At 66.2% G+C, this 24,974-nt stretch carries 20 protein-coding genes and 1 pseudogene; 7 read left to right on the top strand and 14 right to left on the bottom strand.

Going from position 1 to position 24,974, the window contains the following annotated elements:
• Positions 1-89: 89 nt before the first annotated feature.
• The 3 genes from ubiB to ubiE are packed head-to-tail and all read right to left on the bottom strand — an operon-like array spanning position 90 to position 3,099.
• Positions 90-1,691 carry a ubiquinone biosynthesis regulatory protein kinase UbiB gene (gene ubiB, locus AT700_RS26390; protein ID WP_003095885.1) on the bottom strand — a complete coding sequence of 534 codons (1,602 nt, stop codon included), beginning with the start codon at positions 1,689-1,691 and terminating at the stop codon, positions 90-92.
• Positions 1,688-2,314, bottom strand: a complete 627-nt coding sequence (locus AT700_RS26385; protein WP_023110488.1) for a ubiquinone biosynthesis accessory factor UbiJ — start codon at positions 2,312-2,314, stop codon at positions 1,688-1,690. The genes ubiB and AT700_RS26385 overlap by 4 nt, the downstream gene beginning before the upstream one ends.
• Before the next feature lie 14 nt (positions 2,315-2,328).
• Positions 2,329-3,099 (bottom strand): bifunctional demethylmenaquinone methyltransferase/2-methoxy-6-polyprenyl-1,4-benzoquinol methylase UbiE, encoded by a 771-nt coding sequence (gene ubiE, locus AT700_RS26380; protein ID WP_003103462.1) that lies wholly within the window; start codon positions 3,097-3,099, stop codon positions 2,329-2,331.
• Positions 3,100-3,234: 135 nt separating this feature from the next.
• Between ubiE and AT700_RS26375 the strand changes: the two genes are divergently transcribed.
• The 3 genes from AT700_RS26375 (at position 3,235) to AT700_RS26365 (ending at position 5,010) form a co-directional block, all read left to right on the top strand.
• Entirely contained in the window at positions 3,235-3,510 is a 276-nt protein-coding gene (locus AT700_RS26375) for a polyhydroxyalkanoic acid system family protein (protein ID WP_003095874.1), read from the top strand.
• A 143-nt stretch (positions 3,511-3,653) separates the two neighbouring features.
• Positions 3,654-4,070, top strand: a complete 417-nt coding sequence (locus tag AT700_RS26370; RefSeq protein WP_003103463.1) for a phasin family protein — start codon at positions 3,654-3,656, stop codon at positions 4,068-4,070.
• 10 nt (positions 4,071-4,080) lie between these two features.
• Positions 4,081-5,010 carry a phasin family protein gene (locus AT700_RS26365; protein ID WP_048521722.1) on the top strand — a complete coding sequence of 310 codons (930 nt, stop codon included), beginning with the start codon at positions 4,081-4,083 and terminating at the stop codon, positions 5,008-5,010.
• A gap of 43 nt (positions 5,011-5,053) precedes the next feature.
• Here the strand turns inward: AT700_RS26365 and AT700_RS26360 are convergent, their stop codons facing one another.
• From AT700_RS26360 to AT700_RS26315, 10 genes are all read right to left on the bottom strand, one after another.
• Positions 5,054-5,671: a TetR/AcrR family transcriptional regulator gene (locus AT700_RS26360; RefSeq protein WP_003103292.1), complete on the bottom strand. Its 618-nt coding sequence runs from the start codon at positions 5,669-5,671 to the stop codon at positions 5,054-5,056.
• Positions 5,672-5,726: 55 nt separating this feature from the next.
• Positions 5,727-7,409: a class II poly(R)-hydroxyalkanoic acid synthase gene (phaC, locus tag AT700_RS26355; protein ID WP_003116130.1), complete on the bottom strand. Its 1,683-nt coding sequence runs from the start codon at positions 7,407-7,409 to the stop codon at positions 5,727-5,729.
• Positions 7,410-7,712: 303 nt separating this feature from the next.
• Positions 7,713-8,570 carry a poly(3-hydroxyalkanoate) depolymerase gene (phaZ, locus tag AT700_RS26350; RefSeq protein WP_003095866.1) on the bottom strand — a complete coding sequence of 286 codons (858 nt, stop codon included), beginning with the start codon at positions 8,568-8,570 and terminating at the stop codon, positions 7,713-7,715.
• A gap of 152 nt (positions 8,571-8,722) precedes the next feature.
• On the bottom strand, positions 8,723-10,402 hold the full coding sequence (gene phaC / locus AT700_RS26345) for a class II poly(R)-hydroxyalkanoic acid synthase (RefSeq protein ID WP_003161244.1): 1,680 nt from the start codon (positions 10,400-10,402) through the stop codon (positions 8,723-8,725).
• A 418-nt stretch (positions 10,403-10,820) separates the two neighbouring features.
• On the bottom strand, positions 10,821-11,192 hold the full coding sequence (locus tag AT700_RS26340; protein WP_003095857.1) for a gamma-butyrobetaine hydroxylase-like domain-containing protein: 372 nt from the start codon (positions 11,190-11,192) through the stop codon (positions 10,821-10,823).
• A gap of 94 nt (positions 11,193-11,286) precedes the next feature.
• Positions 11,287-12,630 carry an ATP-dependent protease ATPase subunit HslU gene (gene hslU, locus AT700_RS26335; RefSeq protein WP_003095854.1) on the bottom strand — a complete coding sequence of 448 codons (1,344 nt, stop codon included), beginning with the start codon at positions 12,628-12,630 and terminating at the stop codon, positions 11,287-11,289.
• Positions 12,631-12,658: 28 nt separating this feature from the next.
• On the bottom strand, positions 12,659-13,192 hold the full coding sequence (gene hslV / locus AT700_RS26330) for an ATP-dependent protease subunit HslV (RefSeq protein WP_003095852.1): 534 nt from the start codon (positions 13,190-13,192) through the stop codon (positions 12,659-12,661).
• A gap of 118 nt (positions 13,193-13,310) precedes the next feature.
• The gene (locus AT700_RS26325) at positions 13,311-14,006 is read right to left on the bottom strand and encodes an SPOR domain-containing protein (protein WP_003095850.1); all 696 of its coding nucleotides are present in this window, start codon (positions 14,004-14,006) and stop codon (positions 13,311-13,313) included.
• Between the two features lie 34 nt (positions 14,007-14,040).
• Positions 14,041-15,804 carry an arginine--tRNA ligase gene (gene argS, locus AT700_RS26320; RefSeq protein WP_003110892.1) on the bottom strand — a complete coding sequence of 588 codons (1,764 nt, stop codon included), beginning with the start codon at positions 15,802-15,804 and terminating at the stop codon, positions 14,041-14,043.
• A 249-nt stretch (positions 15,805-16,053) separates the two neighbouring features.
• On the bottom strand, positions 16,054-18,273 hold the full coding sequence (locus tag AT700_RS26315) for a primosomal protein N' (RefSeq protein ID WP_003103282.1): 2,220 nt from the start codon (positions 18,271-18,273) through the stop codon (positions 16,054-16,056).
• Positions 18,274-18,448: 175 nt separating this feature from the next.
• Here AT700_RS26315 and rpmE point away from each other — a divergent pair, with 175 nt between their 5' ends.
• From rpmE to AT700_RS26295, 4 genes and pseudogenes are all read left to right on the top strand, one after another.
• Positions 18,449-18,664 carry a 50S ribosomal protein L31 gene (gene rpmE, locus AT700_RS26310; RefSeq protein WP_003095846.1) on the top strand — a complete coding sequence of 72 codons (216 nt, stop codon included), beginning with the start codon at positions 18,449-18,451 and terminating at the stop codon, positions 18,662-18,664.
• Positions 18,665-18,723: 59 nt separating this feature from the next.
• The gene (locus AT700_RS26305) at positions 18,724-19,491 is read left to right on the top strand and encodes a thermonuclease family protein (RefSeq protein ID WP_003103280.1); all 768 of its coding nucleotides are present in this window, start codon (positions 18,724-18,726) and stop codon (positions 19,489-19,491) included.
• Positions 19,488-20,926 (top strand): annotated as a pseudogene (locus AT700_RS26300) (M48 family metalloprotease). Before AT700_RS26305 ends, AT700_RS26300 begins: the two are co-directional and overlap by 4 nt.
• 102 nt (positions 20,927-21,028) lie before the next feature.
• Positions 21,029-22,297 carry a malic enzyme-like NAD(P)-binding protein gene (locus tag AT700_RS26295; protein WP_048521721.1) on the top strand — a complete coding sequence of 423 codons (1,269 nt, stop codon included), beginning with the start codon at positions 21,029-21,031 and terminating at the stop codon, positions 22,295-22,297.
• A gap of 104 nt (positions 22,298-22,401) precedes the next feature.
• Here AT700_RS26295 and AT700_RS26290 read toward each other — a convergent pair whose 3' ends face one another.
• Positions 22,402-24,873 (bottom strand): penicillin-binding protein 1A, encoded by a 2,472-nt coding sequence (locus AT700_RS26290; RefSeq protein ID WP_003103276.1) that lies wholly within the window; start codon positions 24,871-24,873, stop codon positions 22,402-22,404.
• Positions 24,874-24,974 lie beyond the last annotated feature (101 nt).

Here is a 24,974-nt window from a genome sequence, read left to right as displayed (position 1 = left end):
GTTGCGCGCGTTTCCGGCGGAAATGGGAGTAGTGTGCCAGCCGGGAGCGCGACTGGCTATCGGCGCGGGCCTAGTGGCCGTGCGCGGCGCTAGCGGCGCAGGATCAGGAACACCCCGCCGGCCAGCATCACCCACGCCGGCCAGGCTTCCAACTGCTGACCCAGGCCGACCTCGGCGGCGCCGACCAGCAGCACCGCGCCCACCAGGCGCCCGAGCCAGTCGTGGCGGGAACCTTTCCACTCCGGCGGCGGCGCATTGTGGGCGTGCGGTTGTGACAGGCGTTCGAGGGTGTCGCGGGCCATTTGCGACAGGTGCGGCACCTGCTCGACCTGTTGCTGGAAATTGCGCAGCAACTGCTTCGGGCTGACCCGTTCGCGCATCCAGCGCTCCAGGAACGGCTGGGCGGTGGCCCACAGGTCGAGTTCCGGGTAGAGCTGGCGGCCGAGGCCTTCGATGTTCAGCAGGGTCTTCTGCAGCAGCACCAGTTGCGGCTGGATCTCCATGTTGAAACGACGCGCGGTCTGGAACAGGCGCAGCAGGACCTGGCCGAAGGAGATGTCCTTCAGCGGCTTCTCGAAGATCGGTTCGCAGACGGTGCGGATCGCCGCCTCGAAGTCGTTGACCTTGGTTTCCGCCGGTACCCAGCCGGAGTCGATATGCAGTTGGGCGACCTTGCGGTAGTCGCGCTTGAAGAAGGCGATCAGGTTGCGCGCCAGGTAGTCCTGGTCCTCGTCGGTCAGGCTGCCGACGATGCCGCAGTCCACCGCGATGTATTGCGGGCTCCAGGGCGCGCGGGTGCTGACGAAGATGTTGCCGGGGTGCATGTCGGCATGGAAGAAGCTGTCGCGGAACACCTGGGTGAAGAAGATCTCCACGCCGCGCTCGGCCAGTGCCTTGAAGTCGGTGCGCTGGTCGCGCAGGGTTTCCAGGTCGGTCACCGGGATGCCGTAGATGCGCTCCATCACCAGCACCTTGGGCCGGCACCAGTCCCAGTAGACCTGTGGCACGTAGAGCAGCGGCGAGCCTTCGAAGTTGCGCCGCAGCTGCGAGGCGTTGGCTGCCTCGCGGAGCAGGTCGAGTTCGTCGACGATGGTTTTCTCGTAGTCGCTGACCACTTCCACGGGGTGCAGGCGCCGCGCCTCGCTGGAGACCCGCTCGGCGAGGCGGGCGAGGATGAACAGCCAGGCGATGTCGGAGCGGATCACCGGTTCCAGGTTCGGCCGGATCACCTTCACCACCACTTCCTCGCCGCTCTTCAGCCGCGCGGCGTGGACCTGGGCCACCGAGGCAGAGGCCAGCGGTTCGCGTTCGAAGCGGGCGAAGACCTGTTCGATCTTCGCGCCCAGTTGTTCCTCGATGCGCTTGACCGCCAGCTCCGGCGGGAAGGGCGGCACCTTGTCCTGCAGCCAGGCCAGTTCGTTGGCGATGTCGTCGGGCAGCAGGTCGCGGCGGGTGGAGAGAATCTGGCCGAACTTGATGAAGATCGGTCCGAGGTCCTGCAGCGCCAGGCGCAGGCGCGCGCCGCGGGTCAGTTCCAGCTTGCGCCGCGGCAGCCAGCGCCAGGGCAGGGTGGCACCGAGCAGGCGCAGCCACCAGGGCAGCATCGGCAGTTCGAGGATCAGGTCGTCCAGGCGGTAGCGGATGACGACGCGCTGGATGCGCAGGAGGCGGCGGACAGCGAGGAGCTTCATGCGTCGGGCTTGGTCTTTTGGCTGAGGCGTCCGACGCGCGCGTCGAGACGATCGAGGGCCAGCTTCAGCTGGTCCAGTTCGGCGAAGCGGGCTTCGGCTTCGTGCTGGCCGACCAGCGTACGGCTTTCCTCGGCAAGGTAGTCGGCCAGGTTCAGGCGCAGGCTGTGCAGGCTCTGCGCGCTCCAGCGCGAAGCGTCGCGCAGGCTGCTGCCGAGCACCTGGGTGGCGAGCGGGCCGAGCCAGCGCGACAGTTCGTACTCCCAGTCCAGCTCCAGGCTCTGCAGGATGCCGGCCAGTTCCAGCAGGGCCGCGCTGTCGCCGTCCATGCTGACTTCCGGGCTGTGCAGGACGCGGGTCTTGTCGCGCGCCAGGGCCAGGTGCAGGAGGTTGCCGGCCGGCGCACGCAAGGTGCAGTCGACCTCCGCCTCATGCTGCGCGGCGAAGTGCAGGCCGTCGCCGGCGGGCAGGATGAAGACCCGCAGCGGCGGGCTCAGGCAGTCGACCTCGATGACCTTGGCGGAAAGCCTGCGCAGGCGCGGCAGCGCTGTCCCGTCGAGGCGCAGGACGCGATTGATGCCGGTTTCGGCGGCGGCCAGCACGGCCTGGATCAGCAGCGAGCTCATCGGCGCGCCCTCGGTTAAGGCTTGATACCGCGGTGCAGGGCGACGATGCCGCCGGTCATGTTGTGGTAGGTCACGCGGTCGAAGCCGGCTTCCACCATCATCGCCTTCAGGGTTTCCTGGTCGGGGTGCATGCGGATCGACTCGGCCAGGTAGCGATAGCTCTCGGAGTCGTTGGTGACCAGCTTGCCCATCAGCGGCAGCAGGCTGAACGAATAGGCGTCGTAGGCCTTGGACAGCAGGTTGCTGCTCGGCTTGGAGAACTCCAGCACCAGCAGGCGGCCACCGGGCTTGAGCACGCGCAGCATGGAGCGGATCGCTTCGTCCTTGTGGGTGACGTTGCGCAGGCCGAAGGCGATGGTCACGCAGTCGAAGTGGTTGTCCGGGAAGGGCAGCTTCTCGGCGTCCGCCTGGACGAAGCTGACGTTGCCGGAGACGCCCTTGTCGAGCAGCTTGTCGCGGCCGACCTTGAGCATCGAGGCGTTGATGTCGGCCAGCACCACCTCGCCGGTCGGGCCGACCAGGCGCGAGAACTGCCGGGTCAGGTCGCCGGTGCCGCCGGCGATGTCGAGCACGCGGTTCCCGCTGCGCACGCCGGACAGCTCGATGGTGAAGCGCTTCCACAGGCGATGGATGCCACCGGACATCAGGTCGTTCATCAGGTCGTACTTGGCTGCCACCGAGTGGAATACCTCGGCGACCTTCTTCGCCTTCTGGCTTTCCGGAACGTTCTGGTAGCCGAAGTGGGTGGTGGGTTCGGCGTCGGCGCCTTTGCGGGGATCGTTCATGACGTTCTCACCTGGAAAGAATGCCGGGCATTCTAACAGGATGTGGGGAAAGTGCTGTGCCGCCGTCCGACGGCGCGGGTGCGGTGTTTTGTCTGGCCGCGTATAGTTTTCCGATCTGCAATCAGGAGTCGATCCATGTCGCGTATCCACATCGAACGTCCGCACAGCCTGGGGCTGGACGCCGCACGGGCCAAGGCGGAGAAACTGGCCGAACGTCTGGCGAAGGAGCACGGCGTGCAGTGCGAATGGCAGGGCGACGAGCTGACCTTCAAACGCAGTGGCGTCGACGGCAGGATCGCGGTGGGGGCGGACAAGGTCGCGGTGGACGTCAAGCTCGGCCTGATGCTGTCGGCCATGAGCGGCCTGCTCAAGGGCGAGATCGAGAAGGCGCTGGACAAGGCGCTGGCCTGATCCCGCCGGGCGTTCGCCGTCCTGGCGGCGCCCATCTTCCGCTTAGTATGCGGTTTCTAATTTTCCCCGATACCTTGCTCTCACGCTGCCAGCGTTCCGGCGGCGCCTGCGGTTTCTTCAACCCAACGAGCGTGAGGTGCCCCATGGCCAAGATTGCCCTGAAGAAAAAGACCGTTTCCGAATCCACTTCCCTGGTCTCCGAGATCCGCCACTATGCCCGCCAGATCTGGCTTGCCGGCCTGGGTGCGTATTCCCGCCTGGGCACCGAAGGCAGCGACTACTTCAAGGAATTGGTGAAAGCTGGCGAAGCCCTGGAGAAAAAAGGCAAATCGCTGGTCACAAGTCAGGTCGATTCGGCCAATGACAGTGTCAAGACCGGCCTCTCTTCGGTGAAGGGAAAAGTCGAAGACCAGCTCGACAGGATCGAGCAGGCATTCGACAGCCGTGTCGCTAGCACGTTGAACCGGATAGGCATACCTTCCCGGAACGATGTCGAAGCACTCTCTGCTAAGCTGGATGAGCTGAGCGCAGTGCTCGAGCGTGTCGCGAGAACCCAATAAGGAGAGCAGGATGGCTGGCAAGAAGAAGAGCGAAAAAGAGTCCAGTTGGATCGGCGAGATCGAGAAATACTCGCGGCAGATCTGGCTGGCTGGTCTGGGGGCCTACTCGAAGGTCAGCAAGGACGGCAGCAAGCTGTTCGAGACCTTGGTGAAAGACGGCGAGAAGGCTGAAAAAGAAGCGAAGTCCGATGTGGACGCGCAGGTCGGTGCGGCGAAGGCTTCCGCCCGCTCTGCGAAGAGCAAGGTCGACGAGGTTCGGGACCGTGCGCTCGGCAAGTGGAGCGAGCTCGAGGAAGCTTTCGACAAGCGCCTGAACAGCGCCATCTCGCGTCTCGGCGTGCCGAGCCGCAACGAGGTGAGGGAGCTGCACAGCAAGGTCGATACGCTGACCAAGCAGATCGAGAAACTCACCGGCGTCAGCGTCAAGCCGGCGGCGAAGGCAGCGGCCAAGCCTGCGGCGAAACCGGCTGCCAAGCCCGCGGCGAAAACCGCAGCGGCCAAGCCGGCAGCTAAACCGGCAGCCAAGGCCGCCGCCAAGCCGGCAGCGAAACCCGCGGCGAAAAAAACCGCGGCGAAAACCGCGGCCGCCAAGCCGGCAGCCAAGCCCGCCGCCAAACCGACTGCGAAGGCCGCAGCGAAACCGGCGACCAAGCCGGCAGCCAAGGCCGCGGCGAAGCCTGCTGCGAAACCTGCCGCAGTCAAGCCTGCCGCGAAGCCGGCAGCCAAGCCGGCCGCTGCGACCGCCGCCAAGCCCGCGGCGAAACCTGCCGCCAAGCCGGCTGCGAAAAAGCCTGCGGCGAAGAAGCCGGCAGCCAAGCCCGCCGCGGCGAAACCGGCCGCTCCCGCCGCGTCTTCGAGCGCGCCCGCTGCCCCCGCCGCCACACCGGCTGCCAGCGCTCCGGCAGCGAACGCTCCGGCGACGCCGAGCAGCCAGGGCTGAGTCCTGGCGGCAAGGCACACGCCCGGCACTCGCCGGGCGTTTTTCATTCCGGTCCCAGGTAGCGCTGCGCCAGGCTTTCCGCCGAGCGTTGGGCCTCGCTGCGCAGATGCGGGGCGACCAGCATCATGATCTGGTAGACCACCGTGCGCACCTCGCCCTTGCTGCCCAGTACCCGCTGGTAATCCAGGGAGAACAGCAGGGTCAGGGTGATCTGTTCGACCAGTTGCCCGAGTGCCGGCGCGTCGCTGCGCAACTGCCGGTCGGCCTTGAGGCGGGCCAGCAGGGTGGCCAGGGTCCGCTTCAGCGCGCCGAGCCAGGTACGGATGCCGCGAGCCAGCCGTGGCAGGCGCCCGGTCAGGTTGGACAGGTCCTGGAACAGGAAGCGGTAGTGGGCGAGGCGCTCGACGATCAGATGCAGGAACAGCCAGTAGTCCTCCGCGCCCAGGCGCACCTCCTCGGGCGGATCGAGCAGCGGCGCCAACTCGGCCTGGAACCGCTCGAACAGCGCCATCACCAGCGGTTCCTTGCCATGGAAGTGGTAGTAGAGATTGCCCGGGCTGATGCCCAGTTCGTTGGCGATTTCCAGTGTCGAGACGTTGGGTTCGCCCTGTTCGTTGAACAGCAACAGCGAGCATTCGAGGATACGGTCGCGTGTCTTCATCCGGACTTCTTCTGGGGATCGAGGTGCCCGGCTCCAGGCGCCCGGGCCGGGTCTTTCAGCGTATATGCACGTAGGTGCCCGGGGCCGCTTCGAGGGGCGGATGCGCGGCGCTGCCAAGGTTGAAGTCAGGGTCGCCCAGCTCGCCCGAGCGCTCCTGCAGCCAGCCCAGCCAGACCGGCCACCAACTGCCCTCTTCGCGCTTGGCGTCGTAGTACCAGGCGCGTGGATCGCTGCTCAGCTTGTCGTTCTCGAAGTAGCAGGCCTTGGGGTTTCCGGGAGGGTTGAGGATGCTCTGGATGTGCCCGCTGTTGGACAGGATGAAGCGGCGCTGGCCGCCCAGCAGGAGGGCCGAGCGATAGACCGCGTCCCAGGGCGTGATGTGGTCGGTGATGCCGGCGACGTGGAAGCTGTCGATCGCCACCTTGCCCAGGTCCACCGCGGTCCCGCTGACCTCCAGCGCGCCCGGGCGGGTCAGCGGGTTGTGCTTGAACAGGTCGAGCAGTTCGCCGTGGAACGCCGCGGGCAGCCGCGTGTTGTCGTTGTTCCAGTAGAGGATGTCGAACGCCGGCGGCTGCCTGCCGAGCAGGTAGTTGTTGACCCAGTAGTTCCAGATCAGGTCGTTGGGGCGCATCCAGGCGAACACCTTGGCCATGTCGCGCCCGTCCAGCACGCCATGCTGGTAGGAGCGGCGCTTGCTGCTCTCCAGGGTCTGCTCGTCGGCGAAGAGCATCGCCGGGCTTTCCATCTGGCTGTCGAGCAGGCTGACCAGGTAGGTGACGCTACTGACCTTGCGCAGTTGCCGGCGCACCTGCAGGTGGCCGAGCAAGGCGGCCACGGTGAGCCCGCCGGCGCAGGCGCCGGCCAGGTTCACGCTGCGGCTGCCGGTGATCTCGCGGCTGACCTCGATGGCCTGGTCGAGGGCCTCGACATAGGTGCTCAGGCCCCATTCGCGGTGCTGGGCGTCGGGGTTGCGCCAACTGATGACGAAGACCTGCAGGTTGTTCTTCAGGGCGTACTGGACGAAGCTCTTTTCCGGCGACAGGTCGAAGATGTAGTACTTGTTGATCTGCGGCGGCACGATCAGCAGGGGCTTGGCGTACTGGCGCTCGCCCAGCGGCTTGTACTGGATCAGCTCCAGCACCTCGTTGCGGAACACCACCGCGCCTTGCGTGGTGGCGAGGTTGCGACCGATCTCGAAGGCGGTCTTGTTCACCTGGCTGGGCATGCCGCCGTTGTGCACCAGGTCTTCGAGCAGGTGGCGGACGCCATTGAGCAGGCTGATCCCGCCGGTATTGAACAGTTCCTTTACCGCCAGTGGATTGATCAGGCTGTTGCTGGGTGCCACGGCGTCGGAGAGCAAGGCGACGAGGAAGCGGGCGCGGGCGCGATCGTCGCAATCCAGGTTGCTTTCGTCGATCCAGGCGAGCAGTTGCTTCTGCCACGCCAGGTAGGCCTGCAGGGTGCGCCGGTAGAAGGGATTGAGGCGCCAGGATGGATCCTGGAAGCGGGCGTCCTGTGGGTTCGGCTGGTGCAGGGTGTCGCCCAGCAGCACCTTGCCCAACTGGCCTCCGAAGGCGACCAGGTGCCGCGCACTGTGCAGCGGCTGGCGCAGGCCGTGGACAGCCAGGCTGCGGACCGTCGTCAGCAGGTCCTTGCCGCGCAGGCCGACGATGGCGCTCTGTGCACTCATGAACTCGGCGGGCACCGGCACGCTACCCGATTCCTGCTTTTCTCGCATGGACCACACTCCGTCGTAGGACCACAGTCTGGATGCCACGGGCGATCGTCCCCTGGCTCGGAATACTCAGTTATAGCCTGTGAATTCCGTTTCACCCGGGGCAGAACCGCACACCTGCCTGAACAGGGAGGATGCCGCCCGACAGTGGGGCAGCAAGCGCTGTACCACAACGCCGGGAGGGGCGTCGCAGAGCTTGCGCTGTCGCGGCGAAGCCAGGCGCCATGCGCCGTTGCGGAACATTGACTATGCACCTGCACCATGACGAAGCAGTGTCTGCTGCCCTGGTGTTGCCCGTGCAGCAGTTCAGCCGGTCTTGGGCAGGAACGGACGAGGGTGCATGACGGCGCGGCGGCGCTCCTCGGCGAGGAACTTCATGATGATCGGCGCCACCGATTCGGCGCGGGTCACCAGGAACAGGTGGCCGTCGTCGATCACGTGCAGTTCGGCGTTGGGAATGCGCCAGGCCAGCACACGCATGTTGATCAGCGGGATGATCGGGTCGTCGTCGCCGGCCAGCACCAGGGTCGGCTGGCGGATCCGATGCAGCCAGTGGATGCTGGTCCAGCCGAGCCCGGCGAACAGTTGCCAGTAGTAGCCCAGCTTGCCCGACGAACGCACCTTGCTGGCATGCGCCATGGCCAGCTTGGGGTCGCGGCGGAAGGCCCCGCCGTAGATGTCCGGGGCGATGTGTACGCCATAGGAGGGCTGGATGTAGCGCCGCGGGCTGGCCATGCGCATCAGTACCTTCGGCTTGCCCGGCACCATCACCGCGCCAGCCGAAGTGGCGGCGAGGATCAGCTTCTTGCAGCGTTCCGGATAGTCGTGGGCGAACTGCTGGGCCAGCGCGCCGCCCCAGGACACGCCGATCGCGTTGACCTGGCCGTAGTCCAGGTAGTCGAGCATCCGCGCCGCCAGCTTGGCCAGGCCGGGAAAGCGGTAGGGCACGCTGGGCGTCGAGGAACCGCCGACGCCGGGAACGTCGAAGGCGATCACCTCCAGTTCCGGGTCGAGCGCCTGGACGAAGGGAAATACCAGTTCCAGGTTGGCGCCTATGCCGTTGAAGATCAGCAGCGGAGTGCTTCCTTCCTTGCCCGGCCGCACTGCGGTGCGGATGGTCTGGCCGTCGAGGTCGATGGTCCGGAAGACGAAGGGCTGGGGCATGCTCGGGGTCCTCGGCGGCGCGGCCGCGGGCTCGGCGATACGGGGCCTGGCCGGCTTCCGCGCGGCACGGGGCCGCGCCGGAGGCGCTGGCGGGGTTTCGTCGGCGGAGGCCGCGGATCGCTCCTGCGGCTGTTCTTCAGGCTGGTCGCTTTTCATCGTTCATGCACGTAGGTTCCGGGCGCGGCTTCGCCGGCCGGATAGGTCTTGTTGCCCAGGTTGGCGGGCGCCTTGCGGGTCTTGCCGGAGCGTTCGGCCAGCCATTGCTGCCAGTGCAACCACCACGAGTCGGCGTGCTTGCCGGCCTGTTCCAGCCAGGCCTTGGGCTCGGCGGGCAGTTCCGGATTGGTCATGAAGCGTGCCTTGGGGTTGCCCGGTGGGTTGAGGATGCTCTGGATGTGACCGCTGTTGGAGAGGATGAACTCGCACTTGCCACCCAGCAGCCTGGCCGACTTGTAGCACGACTCCCAGGGTGTGATGTGGTCGTTCAGACCGGCGACACAGTAGAAGTCGCAAGTCACCTGCTTCAGGTCGATGGGCGTGCCGGAGACCTCCAGGGCGCCGGGGCGGTTCAGCGGGTTGCTCTTGAACAGTTCGACGAACTCGCCGTGCAGCGCGGCGGGCAGGCGCGTGGTGTCGTTGTTCCAGTAGAGGATGTCGAACGCCGGCGGCTGGTTGCCGAGCAGGTAGTTGTTGACCCAGTAGTTCCAGATCAGGTCGTTGGGGCGCATCCAGGCGAACACCTTGGCCATGTCCTTGCCCTCCAGCACGCCGGACTGGTAGGAGCGACGCTTGGCGGCCTCCAGGGTCTTCTCGTCGGCGAACAGCGCGACCTGGGTATTCAGTTCGAAGTCGAGCACGCTGACCAGTTGGGTGAAGGCGTTGACCTTCTTCTCGCCGCTGGCCACGTAGTGGCCGACCAGGGTCGCGGTGGTGATCCCGCCGGAGCAGGCGCCGAGGAGGTTGAGGTCCTTGCTGCCGGTGATCGACAGGACTACCTCGATGGCCTCCTTGAGCGCCTCGATATAGGTGGTCAGGCCCCATTCGCGCTGCGACTTGGTCGGGTTGCGCCAGCTGACGATGAAGGTCTGCACGCCGTTGCGCAGGCAGAAGCGCGCCAGGCTCTTGTCCGGCGACAGGTCGAAGACGTAGAACTTGTTGATCTGCGGCGGCACCACCAGCAGCGGGCGTTCGTGCACCGACTCGGTGATCGGCCGGTACTGGATCAGTTCCAGCACGTCGTTGCGGAACACCACGGCGCCCTCGGTGGTGGCCAGGTTCTTGCCCACCTCGAAGGCGTCCATGTCCACCTGGCTCGGCATCCCGCCGTTGTTCACCAGGTCCTTGGCCAGGTGGCCGAGGCCGTCCAGCAGGCTCTTGCCGCCGGTCTCGAAGAAGCGCTTGACCGCCGCCGGGTTGCTCAGGCTGTTGGTCGGCGACATCGCCTCGGTCAGCAGGTTGATGACGAACTGGCCACGACTGATGTCCTGCGGCGACAGGTCGCTGTGGCTGATCCAGCTGTGCAGCTCCTTGCGCCAGGCCAGGTAGGTCTGCATGTAGCGCTTGTACAGCGGATTCTGGCTCCAGGCCGGATCGGAAAAGCGTCGGTCGTCATCGCCTGGGCGTAGCTCCGACTGGCCGAGCAGGACGTTCTTCAGCTCCAGGCTGAAATGCGCCACGTGCCTGGCGCTGTGCAGCGGCTGGCGCACCGCCTGGAGCAGGACCATGCGCGCGGAGGTGAGCAGGTCCTTGCCCCGGATGCCGATCACCGGATTCAGGTTCAGTGTGTTTTCCGCGGCTTGCTTGGGAAGCTCGTTATTGTTCTTCTGACTCATCGGCAACGCTCCATTGTTCGAGGCGAAACAGGGGACCGCAACGAAACCGGGGACCAGGTGTCCGGCCGGCTACTGCTCGACTACCAGCCCACCCGCACGTTTCAGGGCGGGGCGGACGCACGTCAGGGAAGGGAACCCGGACAAGGGGCTGCACCGTCTTGGTTACGCGAGTTTCCGCTGGCGTGCAAGCTGGCAGAAGCATCGGTGGCCGGCGTGGCTGGCCCGGCGAGCGGCCGACCTGCGGACTAGAGCGTTGCTGCCGTGCAGGGTAGGACATTCGCCGTGGCGACCGCGCCGACCGGATGTCTGGTCTGGCAGTCTGCGGGGCGAATGTTGCAAATGACGTGCCCTCGTTCGGGGCAGCGGAGAAAAATCGCCTGGATGCCGTGTGCCGCGAAGGGGCACTCGGCCCGGCGCTTCAGAGCATCAGCTTGACGACCGACTCGTCGGGGTCGCGCGACTTGCCGGCGCTGGCCAGCTCCGCCAGGTAGTCGGCCCATAGCTGGTCCTTGCGGGTCGCCAGCTCGTACAGGTAGTCCCAGGTGAACAGGCCGCTGTCGTGGCCGTCGTCGAAGCTCAGCTTCAGTGCGTACTGGCCGGCGGGTTCGACGCCGACCAGGCCGACGTTCAGCTTGCCGTACTGCAATACCGGGTTGCCGTGGCCCTGGACCTCGGCCGAGGGCGAATGCACGCGGAGGAACTCGGCAGGCAGGTCGTAGCTATCCTCGCCGTAGCGCAGGGTCAGGGTCTTCGAGGCTTTGTGCAGCTGGATGGCGGAAGGGATACGCATCGCATCGGACTCGCGGAAGGGCGGAGTACAAGGATACCCCGGTTCGGGACCGCGCGGCCCGCCGCCACGGTGTTGGCCGTGGCGGCGGCGGTGGTCAAAGGATGTAGCGGGACAGGTCCTCGTCCTCGGCCAGCTCGCCGAGGTGGCTGTTGACGTAGCCGGCATCGATCAGGATCGGCTTGTCGCTATGCTCGCTGGCCAGGTCGGCGGCGCTGAACGAGACCTCTTCCAGCAGCCGCTCGAGCAGCGTATGCAGGCGGCGGGCACCGATGTTCTCGGTCTTCTCGTTGACCTGCCAGGCGATCTCGGCAAGGCGCTTGATGCCGTCCTCGGCGAACTCGATGGCCAGCCCCTCGGTCTTCAGCAGCTCGCGGTACTGCTCGGTGAGCGAGGCATGCGGCTCGGTGAGGATGCGCTCGAAATCGTTCGGACTGAGGGCCTTGAGCTCCACGCGGATCGGCAGGCGGCCCTGCAGCTCGGGAACCAGGTCGCTCGGCTTGCTCAGGTGGAAGGCGCCGGAGGCGATGAACAGGATGTGGTCGGTCTTGACCATGCCCAGCTTGGTGTTCACCGTGCAGCCCTCGATCAGCGGCAGCAGGTCGCGCTGTACGCCCTCGCGGGAGACGTCGGCGCCGCCGGCGTTGGCGCGCTTGGCGATCTTGTCGATCTCGTCGATGAAGACGATGCCGTGCTGCTCGACCGCCTCCAGGGCGCGTGCCTTGAGCTCTTCCTCGTTGACCAGGCGCACCGCCTCTTCGTCGCGGATCAGCTTCAGGGCCTCGGCGACCTTCAGCTTGCGGGTCTTCTTCTTGCCCTTGCTCATGCCGGAGAACAGGTTCTGCAACTGGTTGGTCATCTCCTCCATGCCGGGCGGGGCCATGATCTCCACGCCGGCCGGGTTGTCGGCCACCTCGATGTCGATTTCCTTGTCGTCCAGCTGGCCTTCGCGCAGGCGCTTGCGGAACAGCTGGCGGGTGTTGCTGTCCTCGCGTGCCGGCTCGTCGCCGAAGCCCATGGCGGGACGCGCGGCCGGCAGCAGGGCATCGAGGATGCGCTCTTCGGCGGCGTCCTCGGCGCGATACTTGACCTTCTGGATCTCCTGTTCGCGGAGCATCTTCACCGCGGCGTCGGCGAGATCGCGGATGATCGATTCGACGTCGCGTCCGACATAGCCGACCTCGGTGAACTTGGTCGCCTCGACCTTGATGAACGGCGCGTTCGCCAGGCGCGCCAGGCGGCGGGCGATCTCGGTCTTTCCGACGCCGGTGGGGCCGATCATGAGGATGTTCTTCGGTGTTACCTCGGCGCGCAGCTCGGCCGGCAGTTGCATGCGTCGCCAGCGGTTGCGCAGGGCGATGGCGACGGCGCGCTTGGCGTCGTCCTGGCCGATGATGTGGCGGTTGAGTTCGTGGACGATCTCGCGGGGCGTCATGGACATTCGTTTACTCCAGCGGGGGACGAGCGCTTCAGACGGCGCTGTCCAGCTCCTCGATGGTCAGGTTCTGGTTGGTGAAGACGCAGATCGAGCCGGCGATGTTCAGCGCGGTCTCGGCGACTTCCCGAGCGCTCAGCTCGGCGTTGTGCTGCAGCAGGGCCAGGGCCGCGGCCTGGGCGAAGCCGCCGCCGGAGCCCATGGCGATCAGGCCGTGTTCGGGTTCGACCACGTCGCCGTTGCCGGTGATGATCAGCGAGGCATCCTTGTTGGCGACCGCGAGCATGGCTTCGAGGCGGCTCAGGGAGCGGTCGGTGCGCCAGTCCTTGGCCAGTTCGACGGCGGCGCGGACCAGGTGCCCCTGGTGTTTCTCCAATTGCTGCTCGAAGCGCTCGAACAGGGTGAAGGCATCGGCGGTGGCGCCGGCGAAACCGGCCAGTACCTGACCGTGATACAGGCGCCGGACCTTCTTGGCGTTGCCTTTCATCACGGTGTTGCCCAGGGAAACCTGGCCGTCGCCGCCCATGACGACTTTGCCGTTGCGGCGGACAGATACGATGGTGGTCAAGGGGGAAATCTCCACACTGCGGGGCCGAATGCCCGGAATGCTGGGAGATATAGGGGCGATCCGCGGCTTTTCAACCGCACGCACCGCCGTGCGTCGGAACGCACGGCGTGGCCCGCGCTCAGCGGGCCTTGCGTTGCTGTAACAGCAGGTTGCTGAAGCCGTTGGAGGACAGTGTCTTCTGCGCCTGGGACAACTGGTCGCGGCTGTTGAACGGGCCGACCATCACCCGGTACCAGGTCTCGTCGCGGACGTTGCCGGCCTCGACGTTCACCGACTGCCCGAGCAGGATGATCTGCGCGCGCACGCGGTCGGCGTCGGACTGCTTGCGGAACGAGCCGGCCTGCAGGAAGAACTGCGTGCTGGCGGCGACCACCGCTTTCGGCAGCGGCGGTGGCACCTGCCCGGCGAGTGCGGCCTTGGCCCGCGCTTCGTCGGCCTTGGCCAGCTCGGCGGGGGTGGGCGGCGGCGGGGCCTTCTCCGGTACCGCTTCCGGCGGCACCACGACCTCGGACTCCGGCAGCAGGGTGTAGAACTCGTACTTCGGCTTGGCCTGGGCCGGCGTCTGCGTTTGTGCGGGCTGCTGGGCCTGGCCGTTCTGCTGCGGCTGCTTGCCCTGCACGGCGGCCGGGCGCTGGGCGTCCGGGCGTTCGCGCTGGACGTCCTTGCGCCCGGGTTCGAGCTTCATCAGGAACATGATGAAGCCGCCGATGGCCAGGCCGGCGACCAGCCAGACCCAGCCGGGAACGCCGTTCTTCGCGGCGGGCGCCTGGTAGCGGCTGGCGCCGCGCTTGGGGGCGGGTTTCTTCTTTGCCATGGGGGTTCCCGGACTCCTGTTCGGGCGGGTTCGATTACATGCGTTCCAGAGTCTTCAGACCGAGCAGCTCCAGGCCCTGTTCCAGGGTACGGCCGGTCAGCGCGGCGAGACGCAGGCGGCTGTCCTTCTGCGCCGGGTCCTCGGCGGTGAGGATCGGGCAATGCTCGTAGAAGCTGGAGAACAGCCCGGCCAACTCGTACAGGTAGGCGCAGAGCAGGTGCGGCACGCCCTTGAGCGCGACGTTGTTGATCAGGTCGCCGAACTGCGCCAGCTGTGCGGCCAGGGCCAGCTCCTGGGGCTGCTCGAGGACGATCTTCCCGCCCAGTTGCTCGCGGCCCTGGCCGAGCTTGCGGAAGACGCTGGCCACGCGGGTGCAGGCGTAGAGCAGGTAGGGTGCGGTGTTGCCTTCGAAGCTCAGCATCAGTTCGAAGTTGAAGCTGTAGTCGCTGGTGCGGTGCTTGGACAGGTCGGCGTACTTCACCGAGTCGATCCCCACCACCCGGCCGATCTCGCGCAGCTGGACCTCGTCGAACGGCTCCTCGCCACGCTCGGCGCGCTGCTCGTTGCGTTCCTTGACCAGCGCATAGGCGCGGCTCTCGGCCTCTTCCAGCAGGTCGATCAGCTTCACCGTACCGCCGTCGCGGGTCTTGAACGGACGGCCGTCGGCGCCGTTCATGGTGCCGAAGCCCATGTGCTCCAGCTCCATGCCGGCCGGAACGAAACCGGCGCGCCGCGCCACTTCGAAGACCTGCTGGAAGTGCAGGGCCTGGCGCTGGTCGACGAAGTACAGCACGCGGTCGGCGTGCAGCACGTTGTGCCGATAACGCATGGCGGCGAGGTCGGTGGTGGCGTAGAGGTAGCCGCCGCCGGCCTTCTGCACGATCACCGGGAGCGGATTGCCCTCGGCGTTCTTGAACTCTTCGAGGAAGACGCACAACGCGCCGTTGTCTTCGGTGAGCAGGCCCTTGGCGGTCAGGTCGGCGACCACCTGGGCGAGGTCGTCGTTGTAGGCGCTCTCGCCCATGACGTCGGCCATGCTCAGCTTCACGCCGAGACGGTCGTAGACCTTCTGGCAGTGCGACAGGGAAATCTCGTTGAAGCGGGTCCACAGGCGCAGGCAGTCGGGGTCGCCGGCCTGCAGCTTGACTACCAGTTCGCGGGCGCGGTCGGCGAATTCGGGAGACTCGTCGAAGCGTTTCTTCGCCGCGCGGTAGAAGACCTCCAGGTCGTGCAGCTCGGCCTCGGCGTCGACCGGTTGCTCTTCCAGGTAGGCGAGCAGCATGCCGAACTGGGTGCCCCAGTCGCCGACATGGTTCTGCCGGATCACCGTGTCGCCGAGGAACTCGAGGACGCGCGCGACGGCGTCGCCGATGATGGTCGAGCGCAGGTGGCCGACGTGCATTTCCTTGGCCAGGTTCGGCGAGGACAGGTCGATCACCACGCGCTGCGCCGGGCCTGCCTTGCGCACGCCGAGACGTTCGTCGGCGAGGGCGCGGTCGAGGCTGGCGGCGAGCCAGACGTGATCCTGGAAGAAGTTGAGGAAGCCGGGGCCGGCGATCTCCACCTTGGCCAGTTGCTCGTGAGCGGGGATTGCCTCGACCAGCCTGGCGGCCAGGTCGCGCGGCTTCATCCCGGCCGGCTTGGCCAGCATCATGGCGATGTTGCTGGCGAAATCGCCGTGGCTACGGTCCTTGGTGTTCTCCACCTGGATGTCCGGGGTCAGGCCGGCGGGCAGGGTGCCGTCTGCGGTCAGTTGGTCGAGGGCTTGCTGGATCAGCTGGCGAATCGTGTCTTTCATCGTTTTTCTCCGTGCTCGCGGGCAGAGGGGCGGCGCGCGACGGTCGGGCAGGGGAAGGGCCGGCGGATGCGGCGCTCCGAAGTTCACTCCCCGCGATGTGCGCGGGGTGGCCGGTCGAGGCTCAGAACCGCGCATTATCCGTGGGCGGACAGGCGTTGCCAACCGTTGCGGCGATTAGCCGACAGTTTGCGCCGGACATCGCGGATTCCGGCTGACCCCAGTCAAGCGGGGCGTCTTCCTGGAAGGCGCTCAGAACAGGTCGATCGGATCGATATCGAGCGACCAGCGCACCTGGCGCCCGCCGGGCAACTGTTCGAGGCTCTGCAGCCAGGGCGTCAGCAGGCGATGCAGCGGCGCCCGGCTCATGCACTGCAGCAGCAGTTGCGCGCGGTGCTTGCCGGCACGCCGCTCCATGGGCGCGGGCACCGGCCCGAGCAGTTCCACCTCCGGTCCGCCCATCTGCTCGAGCAATTGCTCGGCGGCACTGCAGGCGCTGTCGAGGAAGGCTTCCGCCTGGCCCGGCTTGTGCGCTTCGGCGCGCAGCAGGGCGAGGTGGGCGAAGGGCGGCAGGCCGGCGGCGCGGCGTTCGCTGAGGGCCTGTTCGGCAAAGGCGAAGTAGCCGTCCTCGGTGAGCTGGACCAGCAGCGGGTGATCGGCCAGGTGGGTCTGGATCAGTACCCGTCCGGGCTCCTCGGCGCGTCCTGCGCGGCCGGCGACCTGGACGATCTGCTGGGCCATGCGTTCGCTGGCGCGGAAGTCGGCGGAAAACAGGCCGCCATCGGCATCGAGGATCGCCACCAGGGTGACCCGTGGGAAGTGGTGCCCCTTGGCGAGCATCTGGGTGCCGACCAGGATGCATGGCTCACCGCTGTTGATGGTGGCGAAGAGGTCGCGCATGGCGTGCTTGCGCGAGGTGCTGTCGCGGTCGATGCGCAGCACCGGATGGTTCGGGAAGAGAATCCGCAGGCGTTCCTCGGCGCGCTCGGTGCCGGCGCCTACCGGACGCAGGTCGAGCTTGCCGCACTGCGGGCAGTTCATCGGCGGCCGCTGGCGGTGGTCGCAGTGGTGGCAGCGCAACTCGCCGCTGCCCTGGTGCACGGTCATCCGCGCGTCGCAGCGCGGGCATTGGCTGATCCAGCCGCAGTCGTGGCAAAGCAGGGTCGGAGCGAAGCCGCGGCGGTTGAGGAACACCAGGACCTGCTGGCCGGCCGCCAGGGTATCGCCGATGGCCTGTTGCAGCGGGCGGGAAAGGCCGGCGTCGAGCGGCATGCTCTTCACGTCGAGGCGGATGAATTTCGGCGGGTGCGCGCCACCGGCGCGCTGGGTCAGGCGCAGCAGGCCGTAGCGGCCGGCCTGGGCGTTGTGCAGGCTTTCCAGGGCGGGCGTGGCCGAACCGAGCAGGATCGGCACGTTCTCCAGGCGTGCGCGTACCAGTGCCAGGTCGCGGGCGTGGTAGCGCAGTCCGTCCTGCTGTTTATAGGAGGCGTCGTGTTCCTCGTCGACGATGATCAGTCCCGGCCGCTTCAGCGGCGTGAACAGTGCCGAGCGGGTGCCGATGACGATGTCGGCCTCGCCATCCCGGGCGGCGAGCCAGGCGTCGAGGCGCTCGCGGTCGGTCAGGGCCGAATGCAGCAGGGCGATGCGCGCGTTGAAGCGGCGTTCGAAACGCGCCAGGGTCTGCGGCCCCAGGTTGATCTCGGGAATCAGCACCAAGGCCTGGCGGCCTGCGGCCAGGGTTTCGCGGATCAGTTGCAGGTAGACCTCGGTCTTGCCGCTGCCGGTGACCCCGGCCAGCAGGAAGCAATGGAAACCGCCGTGGCTGGCGCGAACCGCCTCGAAGGCGGCGCGCTGCTCGGGGTTCAGCGGCAACTCCGCCTGGGCCAGCCAGCCGCCTTCGCGCGGCGGGGTGCTGTGGCGCCGCACCTCCAGTTCGACCAAGCCTTTTTCCTTGAGCAGGTCGAGGCTGTCCTTGTTTATCTGCAACTGGTTCAGCAACTCATGGGACACCCCGTGCGGATGCTGCTTGAGAATCGCCAGGGCCTGGCGCTGGCGCGGCGCCCGGGCCAGGCGCGGATCGTCGAGGCTGGATTGCGCGGTGGCATGCCAGAAGCGCTGCTGGCGCGCCTCGGCCGGCTCGCCCTGGCGCAACAGGTTGGGCAGCGCCCAGGACAGGGTGTCGCCGAGGCTGTGCTGGTAGTACTGGGCGGTCCAGCGACAGAGTTCGAGCAGGTGCGCCGGCATCGGCGGCTTGGCGTCGAGTACCCTGAGGGCAGGCTTGAGCTTGTCTTCGGGTACTTCGGAACGGTCCGTCACCTCTATCAGAACGCCAACCAGCTCCCGGCGCCCGAACGGCAGCAGCAGGCGAATCCCCGGCTGTAGGGCGCTGCGCGGAATGCCGCGGGGCGCGCGGTAGTCGAACAGGCGGCGGAGTGGCGAAGGCAGGGCTAGGCGTAGGATCAGGTCTGACACTCAGCGGCTTCCGGGGATGAAGGAAACGAGGACTGGGCCGGCGATGTTAGCAGACGACCGGCGGGCGGGGTCGCTTGCATAGATGAATCGGTCTGGTATGATCCACGCCCTTAATTACGTGCGGTGCCTGGTAAACGCGCTGGGTGGCGGCACACAACGCCTCGAGGATTGAATCATGAAAGCGGACATCCATCCGACTTACGAAGCTATCGAAGCTACCTGCAGCTGCGGTAACGTCATCAAGACCCGTTCCACCCTGTGCAAGCCGATCCACCTGGACGTGTGCTCCGAATGCCACCCGTTCTACACCGGCAAGCAGAAGGTGCTGGACACCGGCGGCCGTATCGACCGCTTCAAGCAGCGTTTCGGCGTATTCGGCGCCACCAAGTAAGCCGCTTGCCGCGAACGCGCGCAATGCTACTTGTCGCTGTACCGAGAAAGGCGTCCCTGGTGGGCGCCTTTTTCATGTCCGTGGTTTCCGCCTTCGCCGGTGCGGCGGAGGCCTGCCGGCCTACCGGCGCCTTGCAGAACGTCGAGGTGGCGCGGGTGGTGGACGGCGATACCGTGCGCCTGCGCGATGGCCGCAGCGTGCGGCTGATCGGTATCAACGCGCCTGAGCTGGCGCACAACGGTCGCACCACCGAGCCCTTCGCCGAAGCCGCGAAGCAGCGACTGCAGGCGCTGGTATCGGCCAGCGACGGGCGTCTCGCCCTGCAGCCGGGCCGCCAGGCCCGCGATCACTACGGGCGGACCCTGGCGCACCTGTTCGATGCCAGCGGCGCCAACCTCGAGGCGCGCCTGCTCGGCGAGGGCCTGGGCTACCTGGTGGCGGTCGCGCCGAACACCGAGCTGACGGCCTGTCAGCAAGCGGCGGAACGTGCAGCGCGTTCGGCTAATCTGGGTGTATGGAAGCGTTCGCCGGTGCTTTCGCTCGATCGACTGGCGCAGAGCGGCTTCGCCGTGGTCCGCGGGCGGGTGCTCGAGGTCGAACGCAACCGGGGCGGTATCTGGCTGGAGATGGACGGTCCGCTGGTCCTGCGGATCGAGCCGAAGGTGCTCAAGGCGTTCGATGCGAAACGGGTGATGCAGATGGCGGGACGTTCGCTGGAAGTGCGTGGCTGGGTGGTCGATCGTTCCCGCCGTGGCGCTGTGCCGGCCGGCAAGGCGCGCTGGCAGATGTCGGTGACCGATCCGGCGATGCTGGAATGGTTGCCATGAAGACCGCCTGGCTCCTGCTGCTGTTGCTGGGAGTCGGCGCGCTGGGCGGCTGCGCGGTGAACCCGGCCACCGGCAAGAGCGATTTCGTGATGATGAGCGAGCAGCAGGAACTCGGCATGGGCGCTCGCTACAACCAGGAAATCCTCAAGCAGTTCCCCCGCTACAACGATGAAAAGCTCCAGGCCTACGTGCAACGGGTAGGCGAGCGGGTCGCCCGCAGCAGCCACCGCAGCAATCTGCAATATCATTTCACCGTCATCGATTCGCCGGACATCAACGCCTTCGCCCTGCCGGGCGGCTACATCTATATCCATCGCGGACTGATCGCCTACCTTGGCTCCGAGGCCGAACTGGCCGCGGTGCTCGGTCATGAGGTCGGCCACGTCACGGCGCGCCACAGCGTGCGCCAGCAGAGCCAGGCCAGCGCCTGGAACATCCTTGGCCAGGCGGTGGCGATCGGCACCGGGGTCGGTGCCGCCGGCGACCTGGCCAACGTGCTCGGCACGGCCTTCGTCCGCGGCTACGGGCGTGACATGGAACTGGAAGCCGATGGTCTCGGCGCTCAGTACCTGGCCCGCGCCGGCTACGATCCGACGGCGATGATCCAGGTGGTGCGGGTGCTGAAGAACCAGGAGGACTTCGCTCGCGAAGAGGCTGCGCGCAATGGCCAGGCGGTACAGGCCGGCGGCTACCACGGGTTGTTCGATACCCATCCGGACAACGACCGGCGTCTGCAGGAAGTGGTCGGCCCGGCCCGGCAACTGGCCAACGGACAGCAGGAAGTGGGGCGCGAGGTCTTTCTTCGCCATCTGGAAGGCATGCCGTTCGGCGACTCGGCATCGGCCGGGGTGCGTCGCGGGCAGAACTTCTACCATGCCGAGCTGGACTTCACCCTGAGCTATCCGGCGGGCTGGAAGATCCTCAACCAGCCCAGTGCCCTGCTTGGCTATCCGGCGGACGAGCAGTCGTTCATCGGCATGAAGCTGGTGCCCCATGATTCCCGCCTGACGCCCGCGGAGTTCCTGCGCAAGAACGCCGGGCAACGGCTGGCCCAGGAAGAGTCGCTGAAGCAGGCAGGACTGAACGGCTACACGGCGGTGGTGCCAGGCAACCCGGCGCGACGGGTTGCTGTGATCTACCAGGGCGACCGCGCCTACCTGTTCGTCGGCGTGGTCAAGGTCGGTTCCCTGGAGACCCAGGACGACCGCTTCCTCAGCGTGATCCGCAGCTTCCGTCCGCTGCGCGACAAGGAGCGGGCCCTGGCGCAGCCGCGACGCCTGCACCTGGTGCAGGTCAAGGCGGGCAGACGCTGGAGCAATTGGCGGCTGGCGGCGAGGGGTCATTGAGTGACTCCGTGGCTCGTCTGCGTCTGCTGAATGACCTTTATCCGAGCGGTGAACCCCGTCCGGGCGATTGGCTTAAAGTCGTACGCTAGAGGTCTTGACAGCCGGGTCCTGACGATCTTGTGGGGCGTCGTCTTCTTGCGTATGCTCGGTCGCCCCGTCTGTCCAACAAGCAATAAAGCGGAAGTGCCCAAATGTCCGATCTTAAAACCGCTGCCCTCGAATATCACGCACAACCCCGTCCGGGAAAACTGAGTGTCGAGCTGACCAAACCCACCGCTACCGCCCGGGACCTGTCCCTGGCCTACAGCCCGGGTGTCGCCGAGCCGGTGCGTGAAATCGCCCGCGATGCCGAGCTGGCCTACCAGTACACCGGCAAGGGCAACCTGGTGGCAGTGATTTCCGACGGCACCGCGATTCTCGGCCTGGGTAACCTCGGCCCGCTGGCCTCCAAGCCGGTGATGGAAGGCAAGGGTGTGCTGTTCAAGCGCTTCGCCGGCATCGACGTGTTCGACATCGAGGTCGACGCCGAGAGCCCGCAGGCTTTCATCGATACCGTCAAGCGTATTTCCATCACCTTCGGCGGTATCAACCTCGAGGACATCAAGGCTCCCGAGTGTTTCGAGATCGAGCGCGCGCTGATCGAACAGTGCGACATCCCGGTGTTCCACGATGACCAGCACGGCACCGCCATCGTTACCGCGGCGGGCATGCTCAACGCGCTGGAACTGGCCGGCAAGAAGCTGGAAGAAGCGAAGGTCGTCTGCCTCGGCGCCGGCGCTGCCGCCATCTCCTGCATGAAGCTGCTGGTGAGCATGGGCGCCAAGGTCGAGAACATCTACATGATCGACCGCAAGGGCGTGATCCACGCCGGTCGCGACGACCTGAACCAGTACAAGTCGGTGTTCGCCACCGAGACCGACAAGCGCACCCTGGCCGACGCCCTGGAGGGCGCCGACGTGTTCGTCGGCCTGTCCGGCGCCAACCTGCTGGAGCCGGAAGACCTCAAGCGCATGGCGCCGAACCCGATCGTGTTCGCCTGCTCGAACCCGGACCCGGAGATCAAGCCGGAACTGGCCCATGCCACCCGTAACGACGTGATCATGGCTACCGGTCGTTCCGACTATCCGAATCAGGTCAACAACGTGCTCGGTTTCCCCTTCATCTTCCGTGGTGCCCTGGACGTACGTGCCACGCGCATCAACGAAGAGATGAAGATCGCCGCCGCCCTGGCCCTGCGCGACCTGGCCAAGCAGCCGGTCCCGGAAGACGTCTGCGCCGCCTATGGCGTGGACAAGCTGGAATTCGGCCGCGAGTACATCATTCCGAAGCCGATGGACAAGCGCCTGATCACCGTGGTCTCCGATGCCGTGGCCAAGGCTGCCATCGAGACCGGCGTGGCTACCCTGCCGTATCCGAAGAACTATCCGCTGAAATCGGTGGACGACGTCTTCAACGGCTGATCGATCGATCCGCCGGATAAAAAGAAACCCCGCCTTGGCGGGGTTTCTTTTTGCCTGCGCCTCGCGCTCCCGTCGTCGCCAACGAACCGCAGGCGCCGGCCGGTTCAGAACAGGTCGATCGGCGCGCCTTCGTCATCCGGCAGCGGGCTGCCAGGGAAGCTGCCTGGCGGCAGTTCATTGACCGAGGGCGGGGTATCCTCGTTCTTGAACATCTCGAAATAGGCGCCGGGAGTGCCCGGCGCGGCCGAACGGCCGGTCACCGGGTCGATGCGCAGGCTGACGATGCCTGGCGGCTCGGCCATGGTGTGCATCGGCTTGTCCTTGAGGGCGAAGCCCATGTACCTGATCCAGATCGGCAGCGCGACGGTACCGCCGTACTCGCGGCGACCCAGGGTCTCCGGCTGGTCGAAGCCGACCCAGACGCTGGTCACGTAGTCGGAGTTGTAGCCGGAGAACCAGCCATCCTTGGAATCGTTGGTGGTGCCGGTCTTGCCGGCCAGGTCGGTGCGCTTCAGCGCCAGGGCGCGACGCCCGGTACCGCGCTTGATCACGTCCTGCAGCATGCTGGTCATGATATAGGCGGTACGGGCATCGATGATCCGCTCGGCCGGGGTCGGCTCGAAGGTGGTCTGGGCCTTGGCGGCGACTTGCTGGGCTTCGATCGAACCTTCGCCTTCGGCGCTCTCCGGATGCTCGGGGTCACCAGGATTCCCGGCGTCTTCCGCATCCGGCGCAGCGACCTGTTCTTCCACCGGCACGCGGGGCGGATTGGCCTGGTACAGCACCTGTCCGTCGCGGCTCTCGATGCGTTCGATGACGTACGGATTGACCTTGTAGCCGCCGTTGGCGAATACGCTCCAGGCGCCGGCGATTTCCATCGGTGTGACTGTCGCGGTACCCAGGGCCAGGGAGAAGTTGCGCGGCAGTTCGTCGCGCTGGAAGCCGAACTTGGTGATGTAGCTGATCGCCCGCTCGATGCCCAGGCCCTGCAGGACGCGGATCGAGACCATGTTGCGGGACTTGTACAGGGCTTCGCGCAGCGGGATCGGGCCGAGGAAGGTATTGGTGTCGTTCTTCGGTCGCCAGACCTTGTCCAGGTACTCGTCGACGAACACGATCGGCGCATCGTTGACCAGGCTGGCGGCGGTGAAGCCGTTGTCCAGGGCCGCGCTGTAGATGAACGGCTTGAAACTGGAGCCCGGCTGGCGCTTGGCCTGGATCGCGCGGTTGTAGTTGCTCTGCTCGAAGGAGAAGCCGCCGACCAGCGAGCGGATCGCCCCGTCCTTCGGGTCGAGGGAGATCAGCGCGCTCTGTGCGGCGGGAATCTGTACGAAGCGCAGGGTGCCGTCTTCCTGGCGCTGCACGCGGATCTGGTCGCCGGCCTGGGCCACGTCGGCGGGCTGGCGCGGCATCGGGCCCATGCTGTTGTTGCTGAGGAAGGGGCGTGCCCATTTCATGCTGTCCCAGGTCACGGCTTCTTCCTTGCCGTCGCGGGTCATCACCATGATCCCGCTCTTTTCCACCTGGGTGACGATCGCCGGCTCCAGGCCGCCGATGCTGCGCTGCTGGCCCAGGTGCTTGAGCCAGGCGTCGCGGGTCTGGCCCGGCAGGCGGGTCTCCGGGCCGCGGTAGCCGTGGCGCTGGTCATAGTCGATGAGGCCGTCGCGGACCGATTGGCTGGCGGCGTTCTGCAGGTCGCTGCGGACCGTGGTGATGACCTTGTAGCCCTCGGTATAGGCCTCGCTGCCGTAGCGGCCGACCATCTCGGCACGGGCCATCTCGGCGATGTAGGGCGCATTCAGTTCGGGGGTCTGCACGTGGTAGGAGGCGTTGATCGGCTCATCGACGGCGGCCTGGTAGCGTTGCTGGTCGATGAAGCCGAGCTTGAGCATGCGCTCGAGGATCCAGTTGCGCCGTTCCGTGCTGCGGGTCGGGTTGACCAGCGGGTTGTAGCGCGAGGGCGCTTTCGGCAGGCCGGCGATCATCGCCATCTCGGCCAGGCTCAAGTCTTTGATCGGCTTGCCGTAATAGACCTGTGCGGCAGCCTCGATGCCATAGGCACGGTTGCCCAGGTAGATCTTGTTGACGTAGAGCTCGAGAATCTCGTCCTTGGTCAGCTGTCGCTCGATCTGCAGGGCCAGGAGGATTTCATTGATCTTTCGCGAGAAGCTTCTTTCATTGGTAAGGAAGTAGTTCTTCGCTACCTGCATGGTGATGGTGCTGCCGCCAGTCTGGATGTGACCGCTTTTCAATAATTGCGCGGCGGCGCGCATTAGGCTTTTCACATCGACGCCATAATGGTTGGCGAAATTGTCGTCCTCGGCGGACAGCAGGGCATGGATGAAGTCCTGCGGGATGTCGGCGAAGCGGATCGGTGTCCGGCGCATCTCGCCGAACTCGGAGATCAGCTTGCCGTCCTCGCTGTAGACCTTGAGGGGGATCTGCAGCTGGACGTTACGCAGAGCTTCCACCGAGGGCAGGCTGGGACTCAGATAGAGATAGGCGCCGCTGAAACTGAGCAGCACTCCACAAATCAGGGTGACGCAAGTCCACCACAGGAACTTCAGCAGGCGCATGGGTAGATTCGGATTTCCAGGAAAAAGAAAGAGTTAAGCGAATAGGACAGGAAAAAGGCAAAAGCTGTTCACATTATAAGCAATTTTTCTGTGACCTAGCC

It is taken from the genome of Pseudomonas aeruginosa (genome assembly GCF_001457615.1).
Taxonomy (GTDB): Bacteria; Pseudomonadota; Gammaproteobacteria; order Pseudomonadales; family Pseudomonadaceae; genus Pseudomonas; species Pseudomonas aeruginosa.
The sequence above is the reverse complement of the archived record's forward strand: the minus strand, read 5'-3'. Positions and strand labels throughout refer to the sequence as shown.

What these genes read in the sequence shown, in the direction of transcription:
- AT700_RS26370 (WP_003103463.1), top strand. Translation starts at nt 3,654, where the DNA reads ATGGCCAAGATTGCCCTGAAGAAAAAGACCGTTTCCGAATCCACTTCC.
- AT700_RS26360 (WP_003103292.1), bottom strand. Translation starts at nt 5,671, where the DNA reads ATGAAGACACGCGACCGTATCCTCGAATGCTCGCTGTTGCTGTTCAAC.
- AT700_RS26340 (WP_003095857.1), bottom strand. Translation starts at nt 11,192, where the DNA reads ATGCGTATCCCTTCCGCCATCCAGCTGCACAAAGCCTCGAAGACCCTG.
- AT700_RS26325 (WP_003095850.1), bottom strand. Translation starts at nt 14,006, where the DNA reads ATGGCAAAGAAGAAACCCGCCCCCAAGCGCGGCGCCAGCCGCTACCAG.
- ubiE (WP_003103462.1), bottom strand. Translation starts at nt 3,099, where the DNA reads ATGAACGATCCCCGCAAAGGCGCCGACGCCGAACCCACCACCCACTTC.
- phaC (WP_003116130.1), bottom strand. Translation starts at nt 7,409, where the DNA reads ATGCGAGAAAAGCAGGAATCGGGTAGCGTGCCGGTGCCCGCCGAGTTC.
- ubiB (WP_003095885.1), bottom strand. Translation starts at nt 1,691, where the DNA reads ATGAAGCTCCTCGCTGTCCGCCGCCTCCTGCGCATCCAGCGCGTCGTC.
- AT700_RS26385 (WP_023110488.1), bottom strand. Translation starts at nt 2,314, where the DNA reads ATGAGCTCGCTGCTGATCCAGGCCGTGCTGGCCGCCGCCGAAACCGGC.
- rpmE (WP_003095846.1), top strand. Translation starts at nt 18,449, where the DNA reads ATGAAAGCGGACATCCATCCGACTTACGAAGCTATCGAAGCTACCTGC.
- hslU (WP_003095854.1), bottom strand. Translation starts at nt 12,630, where the DNA reads ATGTCCATGACGCCCCGCGAGATCGTCCACGAACTCAACCGCCACATC.
- AT700_RS26290 (WP_003103276.1), bottom strand. Translation starts at nt 24,873, where the DNA reads ATGCGCCTGCTGAAGTTCCTGTGGTGGACTTGCGTCACCCTGATTTGT.
- phaZ (WP_003095866.1), bottom strand. Translation starts at nt 8,570, where the DNA reads ATGCCCCAGCCCTTCGTCTTCCGGACCATCGACCTCGACGGCCAGACC.
- argS (WP_003110892.1), bottom strand. Translation starts at nt 15,804, where the DNA reads ATGAAAGACACGATTCGCCAGCTGATCCAGCAAGCCCTCGACCAACTG.
- phaC (WP_003161244.1), bottom strand. Translation starts at nt 10,402, where the DNA reads ATGAGTCAGAAGAACAATAACGAGCTTCCCAAGCAAGCCGCGGAAAAC.
- AT700_RS26365 (WP_048521722.1), top strand. Translation starts at nt 4,081, where the DNA reads ATGGCTGGCAAGAAGAAGAGCGAAAAAGAGTCCAGTTGGATCGGCGAG.
- AT700_RS26375 (WP_003095874.1), top strand. Translation starts at nt 3,235, where the DNA reads ATGTCGCGTATCCACATCGAACGTCCGCACAGCCTGGGGCTGGACGCC.
- AT700_RS26295 (WP_048521721.1), top strand. Translation starts at nt 21,029, where the DNA reads ATGTCCGATCTTAAAACCGCTGCCCTCGAATATCACGCACAACCCCGT.